This is a genomic window from Shewanella olleyana, assembly GCF_023283825.1.
GTDB classification, from domain to species: Bacteria; Pseudomonadota; Gammaproteobacteria; order Enterobacterales; family Shewanellaceae; genus Shewanella; species Shewanella olleyana.
Genome location: NZ_JAKILD010000017.1, coordinates 14,950 through 31,261, shown reverse-complemented (window position 1 = coordinate 31,261; position 16,312 = coordinate 14,950). Strand labels below are relative to the sequence as shown.

Here is a 16,312-nt window from a genome sequence, read left to right as displayed (position 1 = left end):
AATATTGGTATTAAAGCGATGATTACCGACTATCTCAAACATCAAATATCTCAATCATCAAATATCTTCATTAAACAACAACACCACACTGCCACCGCTTAACGCACTATCGATATTGACTGTTACACCAATACCCACATTGGTCAGCCAAGATGAAAGTGATGGAGTTTCAACTATCCAGCCCAGACCGGTTTCATAATAATGACTGGTGCCCATGGTATCGACAGCATCGCCAGATAAATCGATGCGTTTAAACAAAAAACGCATCTCATTTTTATACGCCATCAGCTCAGGCAAAGGATAATGATAAATAAAGGTATTACTGAATCGCCCCACATTAGGCGAGCCAGACTGAAAATCAGAGTCGGTTTTAATTATGTCACCAAAAGCATAACTAAAACGGCTAATATACTGCCATTGATTACCCCAAAGGGTATTTTGATAATGCAATTGTATTGAAGGATCTATCATCCATGCACCAAAGCTAGTATTAAACAAATTGCCATCTAGCAACTCACGATATTCGGCAGTATCATCACTATAAGCAAAGTCATTATCATACCAAACAAGGTGCGCACCTAAGCCAAATTGTAGCCACCAATCTTGATTTAATTGATATTTCCAGCGTTGTTCACCAAACAGTAAGTAGCTTTCTTCACTTAACTTATCGATTTGATTTTCTCGTTCTGAAATCTGAATCGACTGCTTTGAATTAATATAAGAGAACTTAATAAAACTCGCTGTTTGCCAGCTTTCTGGCTCCCCCAGCCAATCACTTTCCCAAGGTATAGAATAGACATTCAGCTCTTTACGGCGCTGAACTGACTCAGCAGAGCCCGCATCAACACCATCCAGATCGATTATATTATTGGGGTCAAAGTTGACCACACCAAGTGTGACCAAACCGGCATCAGATAACACTATCGCAGAGGCAATATTCCCTTTGGTGATATCACTTAAACTCTGATCAAGCGTTACATCAACATTAGCCGATACAGGCTTGCTCGCTAGCATTAATCCAACAAAGAGTAATACAGCACCATTAAGTTTATTCATTTTTCCCCTTTTGCTGGAAATGCAGGAGATACACAGGTTTTAACTAAAAAGTCATAACCGTAGCGACTTTCATCTGCGTTTGTTGGCGTGATTTCTAATATCTCATAGTCATTCAACTCAACCACTTTGCTATTAACTTGAGACTCACAACGCGAAAACTGATTACCCTCAAAATAATAAATAAAATTGGCGATTGTCATTCTGACCATCAAACGATAACTCTCTCGAATGATATCGTAACGCCGCTCAGCAGCTTCATCAGCCCCGACACTCAAACGTGTAGTATTGTTTTGTTGTACTTGTTTAATTGATTGCTGAACTGCACCCTCAATCACTTTTTGAGTGCTTGCAGCGATATCAGGATGAGTATCTTCGTTCGAGTTCGAAGTCACAGAATCCGCAGCAGGCATGGGCTCTTTAGAGCTAAGACTTGCTTTGTCATTATTCTCATCAGCTGAAATTACCTCTATCTCTCCCTCAGCATCTACCTCAGTATTAGCTTCGGCAATTTTGGCACCAACGGCTGAGAGCTTCTGTAAACCAGCATTAATATCCTCTGGTTTTTGACCTGTTTCTTGTTCTAACAACTTGATCATTTTGGCTCTGGGATCACTGGCTTCAAAGGTGTTTTCAATATCACTTAATAAATATAGGTTAGCTAACACCACATACGCTAATATCATCCGTAGCAATATAGTGCGTTTCCGGTAGTACTCACTGTTAGTAAAGCGTATTGATTTGACCCCAAGCAAATTCAATAACGGCATCAACACAAAGTAAATTGGAATAACCGCTTGCAGCAGCATTAAGGCGACTCCGCTCACCAGTACAAACCATACTGGCATATACAGCAAAATCACTAAGTTGTGGGTATAGGTTAAATGATCAGCATCAACGCCTGAAACTTCATTAACGACAGAAGCTGCCCACACTAACGAAAAGTTAGCGATAATGGCGTAAAACAGCAGCAGAAAGGCTTTCCCTGCCAAGCTATGCCAAGTTTTAGTGAACAAGGGCCAAAACTCAATCATCATTGCTATCATGGCAATGATCCCCACCAACGTCACCCCTTCAGTGGTAAACATTAATATGAAGGCAATGAAGTACAGCTTTTGCGCCACAGTCAACTTATTGATAGTGGATTGGATATAACCCAAAATCGCTCCAGGTAAGGCTTTGGCACTCACCATTGGTCGATAAAGTAATTGCTGTAAACGTGGGTAATCAAAAGAGTTCAAACTGTGCATTCCATAGCAAATGATTGATTAACAATATCAAAACATATTGCCGAATCGATAGCAAAGCATTCCCTACTTGTTGAACCAGCCTATGCCTGTTAATCTCAATTAAAATCAAACAGTCGTTTAACTTCTTTATCAGGGAGCAACATTTATATGGAACAGTTCATCCAGCAGCATTCAATTATCACCGAAATACCCGTTGCTTGGGGCGAGATGGATGCACTTAATCACGTCAATAACGTGGTGTATTTTCGCTATTTCGAAACAGCCAGAATTGATTTTTTTAGCCAGATAAACATGATGGCAGAACTTGAAAAAACCGCCGTCGGCCCAGTGTTAAGCGAGACCCAAGCAAGATATAAGCGACCGGTGACTTTTCCAGATACTTTATTGGTCAGCGTTAACATCAGTGATGTAAAAGAAGACCGCTTTATCATGCACTACAAAATTTTTAGCAAGGCGCAACAAGCAGTGACTACCACAGGAACTGCCAATGTAGTGATGTTTAATTTCAAGACAGGTCAAAAAGCCAAGCTGACACCAGAACTATTAGCAGCGCTGGAACAGCATAAAGTGGCCGAATAGCCACCCAATAAAAAGCCCTGTATTTTGTGCATTAAAAATAAAGGGCTTTAAAAAGATAAGAAACCTACCTCTATAATCTACTCAATCTCACCGGTCAGTGCAGCGAGTTGCGCTTTAACCTCATCAGACATAGGTTGGCTTTTTTCGGTTTGGTAGTTGTAATGCACCATCGTAGTTTTGGCTTCAGCAGTTTGGCGACCATTTTGCCAGCAGCTTTGTGCAATCTCGAAACTACTATTGCCGACGCGGCTAATATGGGTTTTCACCGTCACTTCTTTGCCATAAAAAGTTGGCGCATTAAAAGCGATGGTGAAACCTGCAATGATCATATTCCACTTGGCTAAGTCTTGCCCTGGATTCACTATCTCAAAAATAGGCTCGCGCGCCGCCTCAAACCACACAGGAATAACAGTATTATTGATATGACCGAGTGCGTCTGTCTCACAAAACCGTGGCGTTAGCGATAAACTGAATTGGGTATCTTCCATGCTGACCTCTTATTATTATTGGCAACCTTTATTACTCGCTTTGATTAAGCGCTTAATAAAACAGCCCGCAGTGTAAGTCAGTGTCAGCCTAGGGTCAAAATATTAGATGTCATCAAAGAAGTCTTTATTGCGAATGTATTTGTGCATGTAATGAAATGCAAACGGTGACACTATCCAACTGAAAAAGCTCAACACAAACCGTTTTACCGGTGAGGTATTTTCATAAATACGTTCATTGTGCAGCCATAGCATTTTGCCCACATGGAAAAATATCCCAGGCAACGGCGGCAAAAATGTCACGACATCAATATCACAGCAGATACGGTAAGTACGTCGATGTAATAGGTAGGCTTTTTGAAAGCTTTTAAACCCTGGTGATGGCTGGCCAAATGTCACCACACGCTTAATCGAGTTTGGATACAAACGCTCTAATCTGTCTGCGGCTAAAATCGCCATTGAGCCACCTGAAGAGTGCCCCGTCAGTGATATTCTTTTACCCGCTATAATCAATGGGTATAACACCATCTGCAGTTGAGAAAACAAGCTGACATTAGGATCGTAATGAGGCGGGATCGGATTGGTTTTCTGCTCTAATAAATAATCATATCCAGCATGAACATTATACTTAGTATCAGCAAACTGTTTGGTTTTGGGCCAGCACTGGCAATTTATCAGCCACTCGTTCATAGTTTGAGAACCGCGAAATACCACCAGCACTTCTTTTTTATCTTCACGCCACAAAATACGAGCGCAAACGTTACCCCAGCGATTGGCAATTTCACGATAATGCTCAGGTGAAAAACCTAATTTCTCTGGCGCGAAGTCAGCGCGGTAGGTCACCTTGCACAAAACAGCATAACGTTCGTATTGATAGCGTTTAAGTTTTTTCAAAAGTAGCAGGTTCAGTTAGGCAAACTGAATTGAGGATAGGGCTTTTCTATGACACTAGTGTGATGCTATTTACTCGCGCGTTAACTGACAGTGTGATAAGGCTGACGAATTACTGTTCTCCAGTTCTCTGGCGCTGCGCGGCGAATATCTGATAAATAGATCTCATGATGTTTTCCCGCCAATTAATACCCTGCTAATCCAATAACCTCATGCACTACAGCTACTCATCGTATTATACGCAGTTCGAACTAATAAAAAAGGACACCCTAAGGTGTCCTTTTCTCTGCGAATATTTTATTAAACGCCCATGCTATTTAGCATACATAGCATCGATTTCATTCATGTACTTAGAGTAAATCTTCTTACGGCGCAGCTTCATGGTTGGAGTAATTAAGCCCGACTCCATCGAGAATGCTTCTGGTAATAAAGTAAACTTCTTAATTTGTTCGAAACCTGCAAGTTCATGCTGCATCTCTTTCAAGCGCTGCTCAAAAAGTTCAACCACATATGAATTACGAAGTAGCTCAAGCGGTGACTCGTAGCTAATACCTTTCTCTTTTGCCCACGCATCTAAAGACTCAAACGCAGGAACAATTAACGCTGAAACATAGTTACGCGCATCTGCAACAATAGCGACTTGCTCGATGAACGGACAACAGCTGACCTTACCTTCTACACGTTGCGGCGCAATATACTTACCATTTGAGGTTTTCATTAGCTCTTTAATACGGTCGGTAATGTACAAATTACCTTCAGCATCTAACATGCCTGCGTCACCGGTTTTTAACCAACCATCTTCAAATGCTTCTGCGGTATCTTCTGGGCGGTTGTAGTAACCACGCATAACCGTATCACCACGTACTAAGATTTCATTATTAGCACCGATTTTCACTTCCATTGCATGAAGAGGCTTACCGTTTGAACCAGAAACGCGGTTATCAAGGGTATTACAAGTCACTGTGGCAGTGGTTTCTGTCATACCATAACCACATAGGATTGGTACGCCAATGCTGTGGAAAAATCCGCCAACATTCACATCTAACGCCGCGCCGCCGACAGGCATAAACTTAAGGCGGCCACCTAATACATTCTGTAATTTGCTAAAAACTAGTTTGTTCGCCAGTTTCCATTGTACCGATAATGCGGTGCTAGCTTTTTTACGGCCTTGGCTAACTTCAAACTGACGCGAACCCACACCAATAGCCCAGTTAAATAACTTTTGACGAATTGCTGGTGCACTATTCACTTTGTCGTGAACCGCGCTATACACTTTTTCTAAGAAGCGCGGCACGACACATAAAGTATGGGGACGAACTTCTGCAATCGCTTCTTTAACGCGGTTAGTGTCAGAAAGGTAGACGTTGTGTCCACCACGACACAATACGTAGAAGCTCCAGCCACGTTCAAAAACATGACTTAATGGTAAAAATGCCAATGACACATCACCTGCTTTAAAAGCAATTTCGGAATCATGCTGTTCAACCATAGAAGCAATGTTGCGGTAATCCAGCATCACCCCTTTAGGATCGCCAGTGGTACCTGAAGTATAAATAAGGGTAAGTAGGTCATCTAAGCTGGTTTGCGATAAACGTAATTCAAGCTCTTCTTTACTTGCAGGCGTGGTCTCTGCAATTAATAAATCATCAAAATGGAAGTGTTCGTCAGAAGCTAATTTAACTTGGCTATCGAATACCACAACGTGTTCAACACTCGGGCATTGTGCCTGAATTTTACAAGCAGTGGCGTATTGGCTTTCATCGCCAGCAAAAATAACTTTAGCGCGGGCATCGTTGGTAATAAATACCGCTTGTTCCATTGGACTGGTTGGGTAAACAGGTACCACAACCGCGCGGGCTTTTAATGCGCCGATATCAGCACAGCTCCATTGCGGGCTGTTTTGCGCCACAATCACAACTTTTTCTTGTGCTTGAAGGCCAAAATCAATTAACAGCTGTGCCACTTTATTAGTAATCGTATCAAACTGACTCCATGAAACTTTGTTCCATGGTGCTGCCATCTCAAATCCTTCGAGTGCGATGTTATCTTCTAACGCTTTACTTTGCTGCTGTAGAAGTCTGACTAAATGAAATTGTTCGAGAGACATTAATAATTACCTTTTAGCTTACAAGTGTTCCGCTTTTTGCATTCTACTTTAAGCCACACAGAAAAATAAGCGTTTTTAGTCTAAATCAGTGCCAATTCACAGATTACGGCTTATTTTTACAAACAAGCAACACCATTTTTCCATAATTTGTTTTTACTGATAACGAGTAAAACAGCCATTAACAGCAGTAACCCAAGATCTCCCCAATAATATCCGAGACTTAAGCCATTATCTTCTCGCAAGGTAACAAGCGACGTCGATAACCATACTGAGCTAAAAATCACGACAAGCATTGAGAAACTCACTTGAAGCACCGAACGACTCATGCAGCCAAAAGCAAGTGCTAAGCCAGATGCCCAAGTCGTACAGGCGACGACATGTAAGCCGACCATTAGCGTAATTTGTGAATTAAACTGAGCTGAAATTAATGAAATCAGTGACATGATAACAATCACAACGGCCAACAAACGTAATTGAGAATTAAAAAACTGACTTATTAAACCCGTTTTACCACTAAAATTAGGCAGCATATAAAGCGTTTCAGCAGAGCGCCAACGTTGAACACGTGTCCAGTGAATTAAGCAGCTCGCCATAATAATTAATTGTGACAAGACCATTAATACGGGTATATCAGCTTCCATATAAGCTGACAGAAAAATAGCTGCAACACTCAAAATAGGTGCAGCAATTAATATCATGCCGAGCATCGGGCCAACAAAGTAGCTTGCAGGATGCAGATAACGACTCAATTTCATAAACCAGCGATTTTGCCCTGCAATAGGACCAATCATCCAACCAGTTTCTATGCCGTTCAAATAAATAGCTCTGGCATCGTCATTCCAGCTTAAACGTAATAATTGTCTATCAATTAAAAAGCCAAGTAGCACAGGAAGAAGCACTAAATAACTCACAACCGCTTCAGGTAAATACACGATCACTTCGGGTGCCAGAGGGATAAATACAAACACAAATACCGATAAGTTAAATCGCTGTGGCTTGATTAAACACGCATAAATAAATCCCATACCAATACTGAAAAACAGCATTAATACCCCTATGCTCTTCTGCTCAGTGGACTCAAATACTATGTAGCAAATCAATGACATCAGAATAAAAACACTAATGGATTGAACCATTACTTGCGTACGGTAATGCGGAATAAGCACTGCGTGCTCACTGGCAGTCAATTTAATAAACTGCCAAGCCACAGAGGTGGAGACTGATAAAATGGTCATCCCCAAAGTAAGATTTATCATTTCAACTTTTTCAGGTTGGGTAAGTAACGTCAGTGCGGTAAGTCCTAACCCAAGTAAAGCCAACACTAAGAAGCTCAAACTGCCAAAGTCGCGGATCCATATCGAGTAAAAACCTTTATATGGGTTACGAAATGCACCTTTACTCGTCTTGATTTGTGAGTTGGTCATGGGATTTCGGCTATTCATCGGTGTAATTCCATGAACAGTTGCTCTAAATTGAGTGTGGTTTTGTTTAATACACCCGCTATTTCAACTTGATCAGCATTGTCCACCAGCACTTGTTGCTGGTTTCGATTCAGCACTCTGACACCATCTGGTACAGGTTGATTTTCAGCAAGCTGAACTAAAGTCACTTCTTCACGCATGGCATCGATTTCTTTAAACAGCACTAACTCGCCCTGTTTAATTAAAGCCACATGACTGGCGACACGCTCTAAATCCGAAGTAATGTGCGATGAAAACAGCACGGCTGAACCAGACTCTAAAGCAAGCTCGAACAAGTCACTCATGAATTGACGACGTACAATGGGGTCTAAACTGGCGACCGGTTCATCAAGAATAAGTAATTGCGGACGATAAGCCATCGCCATAATTAAGGCTAATGATTGGCGTTGACCTACAGATAATTTTTGTACTTGTTGCTTAGCTTCAAGCCCAAAGCGACTTAACCAATCTAATTCTAGCGACTTATCCCATTCAGGATAAAAGCTACTGTGAAGCTCTAATGCACTGGCAACAGTAAAGCCTTCATAACCAAAAGGTTGTTGCGGTACATAACCAATTTTGGCTTTAGCCTCAGTTGAAAGTTTTGCCGCAGGTTCGCCTAAGGTGATGATTTCGCCGGCTTCAATATCGAGTATCCCAAGGGCTGCACGCATTAAGGTCGATTTACCCGCGCCATTTTGCCCCAACAGGCCCACCACCATTCCGGCTGATAAACTAAAGCTCAGTTGCGATAATACTGCCTTGTCATCAAATCGTTTATCGACTTGGTTAAACTCAAGAATTGCTTCAGAGCTGCTGTCCATTAACTTGTTCCTTGTTATCTTACTCGCGATATCACTTTGACTGTTGAGCTGGCGCTTGGGTTATTTTATTACGCTCACTTATTCCACTGCTGGTTAATTAGCACCTGTAATTCATCTAAGCTGATGCCCAATTGTTTGGCTTGGCTAATTAAATCATTGGCTTGGGGGGCTAATAACTGCAAACTCGAGGTTGTTGGCGCATTTTGTTTGTTGGCCACACGCGTAGGTTGACCACGACGACGCTCAAGCCAGCCTTGTTCAACCAATTGCTGAATGGCACGGGAAACGGTCATCGGATTCACGGCTAAATGTTCAGCAAGTTGTCTCACTGATGGCAACACTTGGTCGACAGGTAATTGGCCGCCCACAATCAATCGCACGATTTGTTCATGCAATTGTCGATAAATAGGTTCGCCACTACTGGGGTTGACTTTTATTAGTTCTAGCATTAGCCTTTACTTACTGTATTAATACATTGATACACCGATACACTAATGTTACGTTACCACAATCATCCTGAAATGCAAAAAGGAAAGATGTTATGAACATCGGGAAAGTTATGTTGCAAGGAACCTATAACAAGGTAAGCAAACCAAGCTTATTAGCTCGAAAATCAAAGCTTATTAGCGCAATTCAAGTTGGTTTACTGTCTGTGTTAAGTTTCTCAGCGATGGCAGATGACACTGAAATCAATTCTGCACCACTATCGAGCTGTTATGTCGATGGGTTATCTGAGCAAGTACAATGCGGTTCATTATTAGTTGCAGAAAATCCGGCCAAGCCAGACGGCAAAAAGATTGCTGTCCATTACGCAGTATTACCCGCGATAAAGCCCAGCTTTAAAACCCAAGCCATGCTTGCTATTGCAGGTGGACCAGGTCAATCAGCCATTGAAAATGCCGCTGGGTTTGATCGCGTGCTGGCGAAAGTACGTCAAGACCGCGATATCCTGCTAATTGATCAGCGCGGTACGGGACAATCCAACATATTAGCCTGCGAAGACGATAATATGTCAGTGCTGTCGTTTAATGACGACGACATGGACTATGTAAAAGATACCCAAGCTTGTTTAGATAAAATAGATGCTGATGTGACCCAATACGGTAGCTTAACGGCATTAACTGACTTTGAAGCTATTCGCCAACACTTAGGCTATGAAAAACTGCATTTATATGGCGTATCTTACGGCACCCGTATGGCGCAACTTTATATGCGTGAATATCCACAAGCACTTGCAACTGTCACCTTAGATGGTGTGGTGCCAATGCAGCAAAGTGTTATCGCCATTGGCAAAGCCATTGACCGAGGTTACGCACTGCTTTTTAAAGATTGTCAGCAAAATAGCTTATGCGGTGAACAATTCCCTACCCTTGAGCAAGACTTTACCACTGTCGATAATGCGCTAGCTGAAGCCCCTATTGAGGCACAAGTTCGAGACCCGCAAACCAATGAGGTCGCCAGCTTCTTGCTCACTCGAGGAAAATTTAATGGTGCGATTCGCATGGCATTATATATGCCCAACATTCGCTCGTTGCTTCCTCATGCTATTCATCAAGCATCACAAGGTAACTATCAGCCAGTATTAGGGATATATGCCCTAACCTCTGATAGCACAGGTATTGCAATGGGAATGCACGCTTCTGTGGTTTGTGCTGAGGATATTCACCGCGTCACTGATGCAATTCGCGAGCAGGCTAAAGACTCTTACATGGGACGCACCATGATTGAGGGCTTAGAAGCCACCTGCAGTGTTTGGAACATGCCACAAGTGGATAGTAGTTTTAGTGATGCCATCGAAAGCGATATTCCAACATTATTGCTATCAGGTGAATTAGACCCAGCAACCCCACCAAGTTGGGGTGACATGGCCACCGAAAAACTCACCAATGCCAAACACTTTACCTCAGCATTTGCTACTCATGGGGTTGCCTACCAAAGCTGTGGTAATGATCTGATTGCTGATCTCGTGAAAACAGGCTCGTTAGATAACGTCGACGGGGAGTGTTTAGAAAAAGATGTTCGTCGAAGCTTTTACTTAAATGCCAACACCGTTGAAGTGATCCAAGCTTCAGCAGAGGAAGAATAATCATGATTACTGTAAAGAACTTATCAAAGAAAATTGGTGACGTACAAGCACTTGATAACCTCAGCTTTAGCGCCCATGACGGACACATTACTGGCTTACTTGGCCCAAATGGCGCAGGTAAAACCACCTGTCTTCGTACAGTATTTGGCTTACTCGCCGCAGATGAAGGTCATGCTGAAATTGATGGTATTGATGTCGCTAAAGAGCCTACTAAAGCCAAGGCTCAATTAGGGTTATTCCCTGACCCTTTTGGTCTATACGAGCGTTTATCGCCACGGGAATATATCAGCTATTTTGCCGAACTCAGCGGAATGTCAAAAGCTGATGCCAAACAAGCGACTCAAAACGTGATTAATCAGCTCAAGCTAGAAGATATTGCTGACCGCCGTTGTAAAGGGTTTTCCCAAGGACAGCGGATGAAAACTGCATTGGCTCAGGCTATTGTGCACAAGCCAACCAATATTATTTTGGACGAACCAACCCGTGGTTTAGATGTAATGAGCACGCGATTATTACGTGACATCTTATTATCCCTTAAAGCCGCTGGCCATTGTGTGCTGTTTTCAAGCCATGTGATGCAAGAGGTCGCTGCACTATGTGACCAAGTGATTGTCATGGCCGACGGTAAAGTGGTTGCCACAGGCAGTCCAGAAGAGCTTTGCCAACAAACTGGCAAAGAGTCACTTGAAGATGCATTTATCGAATTAATTGGTACTGACGAAGGGATCGCAGCCTAATGAAAACTATCCTAGCTATGGTTCGTAAAGAACTTATCGACGCCATGCGTGATAAACGCTCTGTAATGGCAGGTTTATATTATGCCATCGGTACACCGCTATTAATGTGCGGCATGTTTATGGTGTTGATTGGTCAACTATCGAGCCCGGAAGATCTCTCCATTAAGATCACTAACGGCAACAATGCACCAGACTTAGTGCGCTTTCTGAATAACCGCGGCATTAATGCCTCTACTGACGAAGGTGTTGTCGCAAAAGATGTCAAAGATATCGAGTTGATCATCAGTGATGAATATGCAGCGCAAATGGCAAAAGCTAAGCCTGCTGAAATCACTCTGATTGCTGATAACTCTAATGAGAAACTGCAGCAATCAATTCGCCGCGTTGAGCAGCAACTACAAGCTTACAGTAGCGAAATGGGTAGTTTGCGTCTGATTGCACGGGGGATTAACCCTGTAGTAGTGCAGCCTATCAAAGTGATTGTTGAAGATCAGGCAACCCCTGATTCAAAAGGCGGCTTTATTCTAGGGATTGCGATTTTCACCATGATTTACTCGGTATTTATTTCAGGAATGAATCTGGCCATTGATACCAGTGCCGGTGAGCGTGAGCGTAACTCACTCGCCTTATTGCTAAGCCACCCTATCAGCACTAGGCAGCTAGTATTAGGTAAGATTATCGCAGTGACCAGCTTTGCGTTGCTGGGATTATTACTCATCCTGATTGTGTCGAAGATTGCCTACACCTTTGTGCCTTGGCAAGAGCTTGGTTTTAGCGTGAATATCTCGCCAGACTTTATGGGTCTCATGCTATTTATTGGTACTCCGCTAGCCATTATGGCAGCAACCTTACAACTGTTTGTGTCGTTTATGGCTAAAAGCTTTAAAGAAGCACAATCATATTTAACCATAGTGTTATTTGTGCCAGCGGCATTATCGATAGCTGCCAGCTACAACATTGCACCCGATGTACTTGAATGGCTGCCAGTTTCTGGTCAGCAACAAGCACTTATGGCCTTTATTAAAGGTCGTGAAATCCCGATGCTGCAATTACTGGTGTCATCTAGCGCCACACTGGTACTGTCAATTGCACTGGCATTAGGACTAGAGAAACTGCTGAAAAGCGAGAAAGTAGTATTTGGTTTGTAAACGTTAATGGCATGCATAGGCAGGGTTGAATACCAAGCTTGCTCATCATGCTAAACCCTCATATAGGAAGGAGTCTGTTATGGAACAAGAATACACCATTGTAGCTTTAGTCATTGTGATTACTGTTGGCACTACTGCCAGTGAATTGTTTAAGCATTACTTTAAACATAATCACTTGGGCCCTTTAGTAAACTCGAGTAGTGGTAAACAATTACACAAGCAAGTTGAGCAGCTAAAAGAGCAAAACCAAGCTTTACAACAACGTATTCAAGTGCTTGAAAAGCTTGCCACTGATCCAGCTAATGAGTTAAAGCAACAGATAAACAGTCTTTAACTCTAATAGATACATCATAACGGTAACAAAAAGCCCGTTTAACTGATTAAGTTAAACGGACTTTTTAATCACTTAAAGTGAGTTGTTACGATTACTTAGCTTTCGGTCTGAATGGCTTAATCACAGACTCGTCACATTCTAAGAATGGGCCATCCATTAAATCAATACAGTAAGGGATCGCTGGGAATACCGCGTCTAAACACTCGCGAATTGATTTAGGCTTACCCGGTAAGTTGACGATTAATGAGTCGCCACGTAAACCTGCCGTTTGGCGCGATAAAATAGCCGTTGGCACAAACTTTAATGACTCAGCGCGCATCAGCTCACCAAAACCTGGCATCATGCGATCGCATACTGCTTCAGTCGCTTCAGGTGTTACGTCACGCTTAGCAGGACCTGTACCGCCAGTCGTCACGATTAAACTACAGTTTTGCACATCTGCCATATCAATTAATGTGGCTTCAATATCCGCAGTTTCATCTGGGATCACTTTATAAACAGGTTCCCATTCAGAGGTTAAATATTCATTTAGTACATCAATAATCGCTTTACCTGAAATATCTTCGTAGATACCTGCACTTGCACGATCACTTACCGTAACAATGCCGATTTTTGCTTTGGTCATGACTAGGTCCTTAAACTTGATCATTTAAATTGCTGTAAGCCTAAATCACCATTTAGACTTTAGATGGGGCTAAAATACCACAGTTTTAGTTTTAAGGCGGAGAGATTGATCAAGAGTTGAATTAACGAAACAACAGAATTAAACCATCTGTCGTCGCAATCTGTAGACTTGCCATTAAAGGCGACTCGCAAACCAATAGCGCGGCTTCCAGTACACATTATCCATACTCGAAATCATCACGCCTTTTTTAGTCGACACATGTAAGAATCGATGACCAGATAAATACACTCCTACATGGCGACCACGGCCTGTGGTTTTAAAAAAGACTAAATCACCACTTTGTAAGTCACTCTTTACAATGCGAGTACCTAGACTAGTTTGTCCTTGAACTGTCCTTGGAATACTGGGTCCAACCAAGTCTTGATAAGCCACATACACTAAACCTGAACAATCTAGGCCTTTTTTGGTTAACCCACCTAATCGATATGGTGTGCCCTGCCACTGCTGATGAAATTGTAATAACCGCGCCTCATTCCAGAGTGCTCTATCGACACTGGGAATATCTGCAGAGTTTGGGGGAATAGGAACATTTGTATCAACTTGACTGGCACAAGCAGAAAGTAGCAGGCTAATAAGCGTGATAACAATCTTTTTAAACATGCTTTATTTCCGCCTGAGTAATGGATAAAAACTATGATGCTGCGGTGATTTGTTCAGGTTTCGGCGGGATATCACTTGGCTCGACCCCTACGGCAATGGCAAACATGTCAGCTGTATCGCAGCGTTACGGTTATTCAGCTCAAGCCTTTATTATCGTACCCTTAGTGTGCGCCTTCTTTATCGATTTAGCTAATGCGCTGATCATTCCTTATTTTATTGGGCTAATGCAGTAAAAAAATCGTTTGAAGTAAAATCTAAAGCTCAGCAAAAAAGGTCATCCATCGATGACCTTTTTATTTGACTGTACTTATTATGGTAAGCAAAGATTTTATGGTAATCAAAGATTCACGACCAGAATAAGTGTAATCTGAAATAATCATTAGACAGAAAACTTATTAATCTCAGTTTCTAAACGGCTAATAAGTTGCTGAGTTTCATCCGTTGCATTATGGGCTTTAACTGAAACTTGCGAGGTATTTTGCGCCGTATCTGCAATAACAGTGATACGTTCAGCTGAATCCTCTCCTGCTGCCAACTGTTCACGAGCCGCCACAGAGATCTGCTCGCTCATTGAAGAGATAGCCGATAATGATTGCGCAATATTACTCAATTCATCCGCCACCAACTTTGACTTTTCGACAGTGTGACTGCTTGTTTGCACACTTTGAGATACTGACAACTTGGCATCTTGAGTTGCATGTTGAAGCTTGGCGATCATTTGATGAATTTGCTCGGTGCTTGATTGCGTTCGCTGAGCAAGTTGTCTCACTTCATCTGCCACTACGGCAAATCCACGGCCTTGATCACCTGCCCGCGCAGCTTCAATTGCCGCATTTAGCGCTAACAAGTTAGTTTGTTCGGCAATACTTTGGATAACAGACAACACACTGGCAATATTATTCACTTCATCATCAAGCAATTGAATATTTTGTCCTGCGTTATCAATTTGGCTCTCCAGTAAATTGATAGTTTCAGACGATTGTTGCGTCAATAAATGTGCTTGCTGACCCTGCTGCTCGGCAGCGTAAACAGATTCGGCGGCATGTTTTGCCAGTTCTGCGACATTAGCAGATGATGCGGTCAGCTCAGTAATTGATGAAGCCACCATTTGGGTTTCGCTATTCATGGCATTGGTCAATGAATCTAATTCAGCAGCTTGTTGCTCTGCATTTTGAGTTTGTAGACTTAAGCGCTGGGTGACATCACCAATTCCTTTCACCACGCCCTGTAAGCCCAGCTGCATGTAATTCATCGCACCTACAACACTGTCTTTATCTGCTGAAGTAAATTGCGGATTCTGTTTTAAGTCTCCCCGCGAAACGTCCATTACAAATCGTCGAACTTGCTCAATTTCGGCGCCTAATGCATTACGTAAGTTTAAGCCAAAACGCACTAATAAAATGGTAGCAACACTGGCAATAATCATCGAAAAGGTCAGTAACCACTTTGCGACCGACCAATAACGACTGTCAGCTTCAGCGTAACTGATACCTGTGCCCACATACCAATGCCATACCGGTGTTTGTTGCACAACTGAAGTTAAGTCCACCACTTGGCCATCACGCTCTGAGCTCCAATGGTAAGTGATAATATTTGAGGTTTGCTGGCCGACGAGTTGTTGCACCATTTGCCCTATGCTATTGCCATCAGCATCGTGAAAGTCATTAAAGCTGGTGCCATGTAATTGAGGATCGTGTGGCGCTGCGATAAAATCGAGTTGATTATCTACTACATATACATATTCTGAGTCGTGATACTTATTTTCTCTGAGTAGCTGGCTTGCATACTGTTTGGCCTGAGTTTCAGTAAGTTGCCCTGACTGAGCCAGCTGTTCAAACTGCTCAACAATATTGACGGTACTTTTCATTAGTTGGTTTATTCGAGCGATGTTGTCACTTTCACTAGAACTCGATAAAGCTTGTAACCCCCAAAAAGCAGTACTAATGAATGCCAGAAATATACCTACTGAAAACGCGATAATCTTGGAGCCTAAACTCATATACCATCCTTTGCTATTATTTTTATTACGGATATCGCATAAAAAGCACCCGCTCTTGTTAACATAAATAACAA

At 42.3% G+C, this 16,312-nt stretch carries 16 protein-coding genes and 1 pseudogene; 6 read left to right on the top strand and 11 right to left on the bottom strand.

Annotated features, from left to right (window positions below; all coding sequences use genetic code 11):
• Window positions 1–57: 57 nt before the first annotated feature.
• Both L2735_RS13000 and L2735_RS12995 read right to left on the bottom strand, forming a co-directional pair.
• Window positions 58–1,056, bottom strand: a complete 999-nt coding sequence (locus tag L2735_RS13000; protein WP_248985112.1) for a Solitary outer membrane autotransporter beta-barrel domain — start codon at window positions 1,054–1,056, stop codon at window positions 58–60.
• Window positions 1,053–2,294 (bottom strand): hypothetical protein, encoded by a 1,242-nt coding sequence (locus tag L2735_RS12995; RefSeq protein WP_248985111.1) that lies wholly within the window; start codon window positions 2,292–2,294, stop codon window positions 1,053–1,055. The genes L2735_RS13000 and L2735_RS12995 overlap by 4 nt, the downstream gene beginning before the upstream one ends.
• Before the next feature lie 156 nt (window positions 2,295–2,450).
• Here L2735_RS12995 and L2735_RS12990 point away from each other — a divergent pair, with 156 nt between their 5' ends.
• Window positions 2,451–2,882 carry an acyl-CoA thioesterase gene (locus L2735_RS12990; protein WP_248985110.1) on the top strand — a complete coding sequence of 144 codons (432 nt, stop codon included), beginning with the start codon at window positions 2,451–2,453 and terminating at the stop codon, window positions 2,880–2,882.
• A gap of 77 nt (window positions 2,883–2,959) precedes the next feature.
• Here the strand turns inward: L2735_RS12990 and L2735_RS12985 are convergent, their stop codons facing one another.
• The 6 genes from L2735_RS12985 to L2735_RS12960 all read right to left on the bottom strand — a co-directional run bounded on the left by L2735_RS12985 (window position 2,960) and on the right by L2735_RS12960 (window position 9,098).
• A complete protein-coding gene (locus tag L2735_RS12985; RefSeq protein WP_248985109.1) occupies window positions 2,960–3,370 on the bottom strand; it encodes an acyl-CoA thioesterase in 411 nt (136 codons plus the stop codon).
• 102 nt (window positions 3,371–3,472) lie between these two features.
• Window positions 3,473–4,261, bottom strand: coding sequence for a lipase family protein (locus tag L2735_RS12980; protein WP_248985108.1), 789 nt, complete (start codon window positions 4,259–4,261; stop codon window positions 3,473–3,475).
• 310 nt (window positions 4,262–4,571) lie between these two features.
• Window positions 4,572–6,365 carry an AMP-dependent synthetase/ligase gene (locus tag L2735_RS12975; RefSeq protein ID WP_248985107.1) on the bottom strand — a complete coding sequence of 598 codons (1,794 nt, stop codon included), beginning with the start codon at window positions 6,363–6,365 and terminating at the stop codon, window positions 4,572–4,574.
• 116 nt (window positions 6,366–6,481) lie between these two features.
• Window positions 6,482–7,789 carry a glycosyltransferase family protein gene (locus L2735_RS12970; RefSeq protein ID WP_248985106.1) on the bottom strand — a complete coding sequence of 436 codons (1,308 nt, stop codon included), beginning with the start codon at window positions 7,787–7,789 and terminating at the stop codon, window positions 6,482–6,484.
• 14 nt (window positions 7,790–7,803) lie between these two features.
• Window positions 7,804–8,649 (bottom strand): ABC transporter ATP-binding protein, encoded by an 846-nt coding sequence (locus L2735_RS12965; protein WP_248985105.1) that lies wholly within the window; start codon window positions 8,647–8,649, stop codon window positions 7,804–7,806.
• Window positions 8,650–8,723: 74 nt separating this feature from the next.
• Window positions 8,724–9,098 carry a GntR family transcriptional regulator gene (locus L2735_RS12960; RefSeq protein WP_248985104.1) on the bottom strand — a complete coding sequence of 125 codons (375 nt, stop codon included), beginning with the start codon at window positions 9,096–9,098 and terminating at the stop codon, window positions 8,724–8,726.
• Between the two features lie 92 nt (window positions 9,099–9,190).
• On the opposite strand from L2735_RS12960, the gene L2735_RS12955 reads away from it, so the two are divergent.
• From L2735_RS12955 to L2735_RS12940, 4 genes are all read left to right on the top strand, one after another.
• Window positions 9,191–10,735, top strand: coding sequence for an alpha/beta hydrolase (locus L2735_RS12955; RefSeq protein WP_428848313.1), 1,545 nt, complete (start codon window positions 9,191–9,193; stop codon window positions 10,733–10,735).
• A 2-nt stretch (window positions 10,736–10,737) separates the two neighbouring features.
• Window positions 10,738–11,472 (top strand): ABC transporter ATP-binding protein, encoded by a 735-nt coding sequence (locus L2735_RS12950; RefSeq protein ID WP_248985103.1) that lies wholly within the window; start codon window positions 10,738–10,740, stop codon window positions 11,470–11,472.
• Complete coding sequence (locus L2735_RS12945) at window positions 11,472–12,620, top strand: ABC transporter permease (protein ID WP_248985102.1); 1,149 nt, start codon at window positions 11,472–11,474, stop codon at window positions 12,618–12,620. Before L2735_RS12950 ends, L2735_RS12945 begins: the two co-directional genes overlap by 1 nt.
• Before the next feature lie 79 nt (window positions 12,621–12,699).
• Window positions 12,700–12,954, top strand: a complete 255-nt coding sequence (locus tag L2735_RS12940) for a hypothetical protein (protein ID WP_248985101.1) — start codon at window positions 12,700–12,702, stop codon at window positions 12,952–12,954.
• Window positions 12,955–13,045: 91 nt separating this feature from the next.
• Here L2735_RS12940 and mog read toward each other — a convergent pair whose 3' ends face one another.
• Together mog and L2735_RS12930 are read right to left on the bottom strand one after the other, a co-directional pair.
• Window positions 13,046–13,579: a molybdopterin adenylyltransferase gene (gene mog, locus L2735_RS12935; protein WP_153912954.1), complete on the bottom strand. Its 534-nt coding sequence runs from the start codon at window positions 13,577–13,579 to the stop codon at window positions 13,046–13,048.
• 174 nt (window positions 13,580–13,753) lie between these two features.
• Complete coding sequence (locus tag L2735_RS12930; RefSeq protein ID WP_248985100.1) at window positions 13,754–14,239, bottom strand: C40 family peptidase; 486 nt, start codon at window positions 14,237–14,239, stop codon at window positions 13,754–13,756.
• Window positions 14,240–14,256: 17 nt separating this feature from the next.
• Here L2735_RS12930 and L2735_RS12925 point away from each other — a divergent pair.
• Window positions 14,257–14,472, top strand: a pseudogene (locus L2735_RS12925) (sodium/glutamate symporter); the annotation flags it as partial.
• 146 nt (window positions 14,473–14,618) lie between these two features.
• Here L2735_RS12925 and L2735_RS12920 read toward each other — a convergent pair.
• Window positions 14,619–16,238, bottom strand: coding sequence for a methyl-accepting chemotaxis protein (locus tag L2735_RS12920; protein WP_248985099.1), 1,620 nt, complete (start codon window positions 16,236–16,238; stop codon window positions 14,619–14,621).
• Window positions 16,239–16,312 lie beyond the last annotated feature (74 nt).

Bases quoted from the DNA above. Each gene is read 5' to 3' on its own strand.
- L2735_RS13000 (WP_248985112.1), bottom strand. From the start codon at position 1,056: ATGAATAAACTTAATGGTGCTGTATTACTCTTTGTTGGATTAATGCTA.
- L2735_RS12990 (WP_248985110.1), top strand. From the start codon at position 2,451: ATGGAACAGTTCATCCAGCAGCATTCAATTATCACCGAAATACCCGTT.
- L2735_RS12985 (WP_248985109.1), bottom strand. From the start codon at position 3,370: ATGGAAGATACCCAATTCAGTTTATCGCTAACGCCACGGTTTTGTGAG.
- L2735_RS12975 (WP_248985107.1), bottom strand. From the start codon at position 6,365: ATGTCTCTCGAACAATTTCATTTAGTCAGACTTCTACAGCAGCAAAGT.
- L2735_RS12970 (WP_248985106.1), bottom strand. From the start codon at position 7,789: ATGACCAACTCACAAATCAAGACGAGTAAAGGTGCATTTCGTAACCCA.
- L2735_RS12965 (WP_248985105.1), bottom strand. From the start codon at position 8,649: ATGGACAGCAGCTCTGAAGCAATTCTTGAGTTTAACCAAGTCGATAAA.
- L2735_RS12960 (WP_248985104.1), bottom strand. From the start codon at position 9,098: ATGCTAGAACTAATAAAAGTCAACCCCAGTAGTGGCGAACCTATTTAT.
- L2735_RS12955 (WP_428848313.1), top strand. From the start codon at position 9,191: ATGAACATCGGGAAAGTTATGTTGCAAGGAACCTATAACAAGGTAAGC.
- L2735_RS12950 (WP_248985103.1), top strand. From the start codon at position 10,738: ATGATTACTGTAAAGAACTTATCAAAGAAAATTGGTGACGTACAAGCA.
- L2735_RS12945 (WP_248985102.1), top strand. From the start codon at position 11,472: ATGAAAACTATCCTAGCTATGGTTCGTAAAGAACTTATCGACGCCATG.
- L2735_RS12940 (WP_248985101.1), top strand. From the start codon at position 12,700: ATGGAACAAGAATACACCATTGTAGCTTTAGTCATTGTGATTACTGTT.
- mog (WP_153912954.1), bottom strand. From the start codon at position 13,579: ATGACCAAAGCAAAAATCGGCATTGTTACGGTAAGTGATCGTGCAAGT.
- L2735_RS12930 (WP_248985100.1), bottom strand. From the start codon at position 14,239: ATGTTTAAAAAGATTGTTATCACGCTTATTAGCCTGCTACTTTCTGCT.
- L2735_RS12920 (WP_248985099.1), bottom strand. From the start codon at position 16,238: ATGAGTTTAGGCTCCAAGATTATCGCGTTTTCAGTAGGTATATTTCTG.